At 46.1% G+C, this 6,346-nt stretch carries 6 protein-coding genes and 1 pseudogene; 4 read left to right on the top strand and 3 right to left on the bottom strand.

What is annotated here, in order from left to right; genetic code table 11:
* Positions 1-87: 87 nt before the first annotated feature.
* A complete protein-coding gene (yejK, locus tag ACTHY5_RS10615) occupies positions 88-1,083 on the bottom strand; it encodes a nucleoid-associated protein YejK (RefSeq protein ID WP_441879447.1) in 996 nt (331 codons plus the stop codon).
* A gap of 77 nt (positions 1,084-1,160) precedes the next feature.
* Between yejK and ACTHY5_RS10610 the strand changes: the two genes are divergently transcribed.
* The gene (locus tag ACTHY5_RS10610; protein ID WP_441879446.1) at positions 1,161-1,388 is read left to right on the top strand and encodes a DUF1414 domain-containing protein; all 228 of its coding nucleotides are present in this window, start codon (positions 1,161-1,163) and stop codon (positions 1,386-1,388) included.
* 74 nt (positions 1,389-1,462) lie between these two features.
* A complete protein-coding gene (locus tag ACTHY5_RS10605; protein ID WP_441879444.1) occupies positions 1,463-3,319 on the top strand; it encodes a DUF3413 domain-containing protein in 1,857 nt (618 codons plus the stop codon).
* A gap of 362 nt (positions 3,320-3,681) precedes the next feature.
* On the opposite strand, the gene ACTHY5_RS10600 is transcribed toward ACTHY5_RS10605, so the two are convergent.
* A complete protein-coding gene (locus tag ACTHY5_RS10600; protein WP_441879443.1) occupies positions 3,682-4,185 on the bottom strand; it encodes an NlpC/P60 family protein in 504 nt (167 codons plus the stop codon).
* Positions 4,186-4,302: 117 nt separating this feature from the next.
* On the opposite strand from ACTHY5_RS10600, the gene ACTHY5_RS10595 reads away from it, so the two are divergent.
* Both ACTHY5_RS10595 and ACTHY5_RS10590 read left to right on the top strand, forming a co-directional pair.
* A complete protein-coding gene (locus ACTHY5_RS10595; protein ID WP_441879442.1) occupies positions 4,303-5,034 on the top strand; it encodes a 4'-phosphopantetheinyl transferase family protein in 732 nt (243 codons plus the stop codon).
* Between the two features lie 30 nt (positions 5,035-5,064).
* Positions 5,065-5,901, top strand: a complete 837-nt coding sequence (locus ACTHY5_RS10590; protein WP_441879440.1) for a tetratricopeptide repeat protein — start codon at positions 5,065-5,067, stop codon at positions 5,899-5,901.
* Positions 5,902-6,002: 101 nt separating this feature from the next.
* Here the strand turns inward: ACTHY5_RS10590 and ACTHY5_RS10585 are convergent.
* Positions 6,003-6,346 (bottom strand): annotated as a pseudogene (locus tag ACTHY5_RS10585) (sodium-dependent transporter); the annotation flags it as partial.

Raw genomic sequence — 6,346 nt, 5'->3', positions numbered from 1 at the left:
AGCGGAGTAGCGCGCTCTGCCTGACTTCTACTCAAACATCAACAAAAAGATGTGACTAAGTGACAGGCTGACCACTTAAGAGTGCAGTTACCCCTTTAGCAGTTGTGATTTTAGATTAGGCGGTAGGCCTTTTATGACTAAGGTGTCTGTGTGCTCGTCGTACTGGATGCGCTCGCCTAATAGCTTTTGATCAAAGCTTATCGTTAAGCCACCGCCTGATCCTACGTACTTGGTGAGGCCTTTTAGTGCGGAACGATCAACGGGAAACTTATCTTCTAATTGATATTCATCACTCACAAACTGATAAAAATCTAAATCGTTATCGCCACCCAGCTCAGCCGACAGCTCACGCATTTCTAGCTCTTCGCCCTCTTTTAGCTGTTCGCGGCAATATTTATTGACCAAGGCCTTACTTTCTTGCTTTTCTTCTTGGCTCAGTTGACGAGCCTCGCAAAACTCATCCACCGCTTTTAGCAGACCTTGGCTTTGCGCCTTAGGATCCATGCCTTCAACGCAAGATAAAAAATTTAAGAAAAAATCTGAGACCTTACGCCCAGCACGACCTTTAATAAAAGAGAAATAACGACGAGAATCAGGGCGCGTTCGTAACTCAGTGAGATCGAGGCGCGCAGCTAACTGCATTTTGCCAAGATCCAAATAACTGGCATGGCTCACATCCAGCTTATCGGTGACCGTTACGCTGTCTTTGTTATCAAGCAATGCAATCAGCAAGTAATGCGCGCCTAACCATTGATAGCGCACAAACAGTAATACTCCTGGCTCGTTCATGTCTAAACGAGTCAGTTCATCGAGCAAACGCTGTGAAGCTTGATGGCTAAAGGCGGTAAAACTGAGGCTTTCATCTTCCACTCGACGCACTAAGTCACGAAAACTGTCTTCTTCTTCATTAAAATAGCCAAACACCTTGCCGGCCTTGGTATTATAAATATGATGCAACTCACCCATTAAGTCGTTAACGGCGGGGCCTGTATCTAACTCCTGCTCTCGGGTGTTCAGTTGGGTTTGCCCCTGCTCGTCGAGAAACAGAGAGTGCACTATGATGTGTTCAATATCTAAGCTCATAACAGATTGCCATAGAGTTGCCAGAATGGGTGGGGTATTATAGCCGTCCTGTTATCAAGATACATGATAGAAACCTTATGGCTATTACTTCAAAATACGAAAAAGAATTTGATACCTTGTTAAGTGACTTAGAAGCTGTGATGGATCAGCAACAAGCACCGGCCGATCTCCGCTTGATGGTGTTAGGCAACTTAGCAACACACATTATTAATCATCATATTGCCCCAGGGCAGCGTAAAGCCATTGCTGATAAGTTTGCACAGGTACTAACCTCTTCAGTGGATACGCAAAAAGGCGCTCACTAGCGCGCACTTAATCGTACTTTGCCAAGCTACGGCTGGCATGGGTGTTTACTCAAATAGTTGAATTATTCTGAACTATGCTCGAAAACGGTAATCTTTATCGCGATAACGTATCCCGCCTTATTGGCTGGGGACACTGGCTGGTGTTTGTCAACGTGCTGTTGGCCATGGCTGTGTCGAGTCGTTACCTGCTAATTGCTGGCAGCCCTGATACGCTACTGGGCGTACTCTATATGCTGATCAGTTGGGCGGGGCATTTTGCTTTTTTAACCTTTTTCACCTATTTACTGACCTTATTTCCGCTCACCTTTTTATTTCCTAAGGTACGGGCGGTGCAGCTAATGGGGGCCGCGATTGCAACGGGCGCCCTTACTTTGCTGTTAGTAGACACGCAGGTATTTAGCCTATTTAAGTTTCACCTTAACCCTACTGTGTGGCGTTTATTGCTAGAACAAGCCCAAGCTGAAGAAGCCTCGGGCTGGGGCTGGCTGTTTGTATGGGTGCCGCTGCTATTTTTATTTGAACTCTGGCTTGCTTCTTGGTTATGGCGCTGGAGTCAACGTCGCCGCCGCAGCTTAACATTACCGTTATCGGTACCATTATTAGCTTGTTTCTTTTTAACCCATAGCTTGCATATTTGGGCTGATGCCTTGGTATATGCCCCTATTACTGAGCAAAAAGCTAATTTTCCGCTGTCTTACCCCATGACCGCCAAAAGCTTTTTAATAAAACAAGGCTGGTTGGACGAAGATCAATATCGGCAGTTATCACAGCAAGCCGAAGATAACCCCACGCGCACGCTTAATTATCCCCAGCGTCCCTTAAGTGTAACGGCGCCTGATCAGCCCCCCAATATATTATTGGTCGTGGCCGATGGGTTACGCGCTGATCAGCTTGATGCGATTACCATGCCTAATCTCAACCGGTTTGCACATAGGCACTTACGCTTTAACGATCATTTAAGTGCGGGTAATCAAACTGAGTCAGCATTATTTAGTCTGTTTTATAGCCTCCCAAGTCGCTACCAGCACGACATGGTGCAAGAAAACATGGCGCCAGTATTGATCGATGAATTACAGCGTCAAGATTATCGCTTTGGCTTATTTGCCAGTGGCGGCCTTGATAGTGCGTTATATAAAGAGGCTATTTTTTCTAGCTTACGTCATCGCACCTTTGACAATGCTCAAGGTGGAGCACTAGGCGATCAGCAAGCGGTGACTGAGTTTATGCAGTGGCAAGCACAGCAAGATAGTGCACGCCCGTGGTTTTCATTTGTTTATTTAGATGCCTTAAACTCCCTCGATTTACCCGAGCAGGTTGAAGGACCTTTTCAGCCAGCTATTAAACAGTTAAACCCCGCCTTGGCGTATCAAAGTGAGCAGCAAGAAGCCTTGTTTAATCGCTATCGTAATTCAGTATTTTATACCGACCGCCTACTTGGAACACTGTTATCGTTTAACCAAGGTGTCAGTGAGCGTGACACTTTGATTATTGTGACTTCTGGCCATGGCATGGAGTTTAACGATAATGATAACAATACATGGGGCTTTGGTAATGCATATTCGCCGGCCCAACTCAAGGTGCCACTGGTGATCAGCTGGCCTGGGCGATCACAACCGGCAAGTTTTGAGCACCCCACCAGTCAATTAGATTTAATCCCAAGCTTAATGCAGCGGGTGTTAGGTGTAAAAAACCCAACGCGTAGCTATACCACCGGACAATCGTTATTTAAAGTCGATAGTGACAGGTGGCGACTTGCGAGCGATGCGAATGAATACGCCATTTACCAGCATCAAGACATTACCTTGTTTAATCGTCGGGGAGATATGCAGCGATTACGTGCTAAAGACTATCGACAAGAATCAGATGATAGCCCTGAATTATCTTTGCTGTTGCAGGTGATGAGCGACTTAAATCGCTTTCAAGGGGATTAACTACAGCGCCGAGCGCCAAGCACCAAGCACCAAGCAACTTCATAAAAAAGTAGTGTGTTGGTTAGGAGTTATACCAATCTAAGTAAGTATATGGTCAGTTTGTATTAAGTAAAAAACTAAGGACTATTTTTGCCACGCAAGACACGGAAAAAGGCAAGAGCGAAAAGTGACAACGACTCAAATACTGCTAATGGTAAGGGCTCCCCTACTAATAGTTGGGTGTTTGGCTCTAACTCTATAAAGTCGTTTCAGAACTTATCTCTACTGTTCCGTGTTCTTCCGTGGGTTCCGTGGCGAAAATTTTTGATCAGTTAGTTTTCCAGCTTGGTATTAGCTGGGTCCTGGGCGCTTGGCGCTTTATTTTAATCCTCTAACATGCGGCGGGCTTGCCAAAAGCGGCTACGCCAATAGATATTATCGAGTCGAGAAATTGTCACGCCTACACTGGATGAGGCATGGGCAAATTTTCCCTCCCCGACATAAACACCGTTATGGCGTCTATTACGCCCAGTGCGGAAAAATACCACATCGCCAGGCTGTAATTCAGCTTTGGGAACTAGGCGGCCCACTTCCACTTGTTGATGGGTACTGCGCGGCAAGCTCATATCATAGACTTCTTGATATAGCGTTTGGGTAAAGGCCGAGCAATCCATGCCTTGATCATCACTACCGCCAAAACGATAAGGCACTCCCCGCCAGCGCTGATAAGCTTGACGTAAACTACGAGCATGATTAAACGCAGGCTTAGGCTCGGTACTAATCGTGTAGGTTAGCGTCGATACCAATGGAGGCGTTGGCTTTTTCTTCGGGCTGCTGCTACAAGCGGCCAATAGCAGTATGCTGATACATACACTTATCTTTTTCATCGAGAACATAGCAACCCACAGTGAATAAAGTACCTGTTTAAGGAAGATAGCATCACACGCTAATTAATATTAACAATTAGATAGTAGAGCAGAACGTGAGAGGTTTGCAAAAATAATATGAGTAAAAACAAGGCTACGAGTACCCAGATACTTATTTGTGATGCGGATCATCTTATATTACCTCACTATGCCCAGCGCCTACTGTCACCGCCTGAGCGGACACGCCTTGAAAACATGAAAAGTCCCCAACAAGCCAAGCTCTTTTTGTTAGGTCGTTATTTACTGCGCCAGCTACTGGCTCCCGTGCTGCAACAAGCACCCGAACAGCTTGATATTCGCCTTGATGATAAAGGCAAGCCTCAGCTTGCTGACTCGGGCTGGCATTTTAATATTAGCCACAGTGCTAATCTATTAGTGATCGCGTTTGGCAACCAAGGTCAACTGGGGATTGATATAGAAGGCCGTCATTTATCTGAGCTACAAATTCAGCGTTTAGCTAAGCGTTATTTTGCTCCTGAAGAGCAAGCTTGGCTGAGCAAAGACCATACTCAGGCACGCTTTTTACAGCTGTGGACCATTAAAGAGGCCGTACTTAAAGCCCACGGCGGCGGTATTGCCAATAACCTGAGTGCAGTACAATGGCACCCTTTTGAGCCTATTGCTCATTTTGAGAAAGCCCAATATCAGCTGCATTTATATCAAGCCCAACACAATCGAGTAACTTTAGCTCATCAGCACGCAGCCACCCTTGATTTAAATAAAGATACTATTCACCCACTTAAGCTGTCCGATTTACCCTTTACGCTTGAAATTAGTGGCCCACAGCCCAATTTAAGCTATAGCGTTTAACTATTACTACTCCTGCTGAGCGAGACTTTTATGATCATTGATATTACCGTGCAAAACTTTCAGCAAGCCCTGCTGGATGCCTCTAACACTAAAACGGTGGTGGTGTTTTTTCATGCTCAAGCCGTGCCCGAGTGCCAGGCAATGGCGCCAATAGTAGAGCGCTTAATTGGTAGCGACAGTCAGCATATCGATTTAGCACGAGTCAATGTTGAAGACCCACAACTACAAAGCCTAGCGTCACAGCTGGGGCTGCAAGCCCTACCAGCCATGGTGGCTTTTAAAGACGGTCAGCCCGTAAATGTGCTAGAAGGCCCTCAAGATGAAGCGGCCATTCATCAGTTTTTGCAGCCCTATCAGCCTAATGAGGCCGAGTTACTATTAGAGCAAGCTAAGCAAATGTTAGGCATGGACCCCAAAGGGGCGTATGGCTTATTACAGCAGGCTCGCGCATTAGAAGATAGCGCCACCCTTCGTCTGTATTTAGCCGAGTGTGCTCTTGCGCTCAATAAGCTCGATGAAACCAAGCAGTTATTAGCCACTGTAGGGATGGCGGATCAAGATAGCCAATATCAGCATATTCAAGCTCGATTAAAGCTTGCTGAAGAAGCCGCCGACAGCCCTGAGCTTCGCGAATTAGAGCAAAAACTGGCCGCTGAGCCAGACTCACTGTTATTAAAAGAAGAATTATCGGTATTATTATTTCAGGCCGGTAAGCAAGAAGAGGCCTTACAGTTATTGATTGAGGTTTTACAAAAAGACTTGGCGTTTGGTGAAGCCAGAAAACGCTTTTTAGATATGATCACGACTATGGGCGCCGATCCTATTGCCTCTAAATTCCGCCGCAAACTTTATAGTATGCTTTATTAACAGACAGCGCTAGGCGCCAAGCGCCTAGCTAAAAGCCCCGAGCCTTTAGGCTTGGGGCTTTTACTTAGCTTGGTGCTGGACGCTTAGCTCAGCGCTGATAATTACCAACTGCTGGCAATCACTAGTATCACTAACAGTGGGCACACAATGCGCACATACCAAGGCCAAATTCGCCAGAAGGTACTGTTAGCGAGCTCAGGAGCGCCTTGTACAAGCTCGGAAAATAACTTGGCACGACCCCACATCCAGCCCCCCAGCAACACAAAACCTAACCCGACTAAGGGTTGAATTTGCTGAGTCGATAGGCGAATAACAAAACCAAATAAGCTGCCAAAGTTAAAACAAATAATCACACTTACCAAGGCCAGTACGCCACCAATAAGCCAGGTCATTATTGGCCGTGTGGCGTTAAAGCGCTCTGTGCTATAAGACACTGGCACTTCCA

The organism is Oceanisphaera sp. (genome assembly GCF_052084945.1).
Classification (GTDB): domain Bacteria; phylum Pseudomonadota; class Gammaproteobacteria; order Enterobacterales; family Aeromonadaceae; genus Oceanimonas.
Note: the sequence above shows the minus strand (reverse complement) of the source record. Positions and strands in the feature narration are given on the sequence as shown.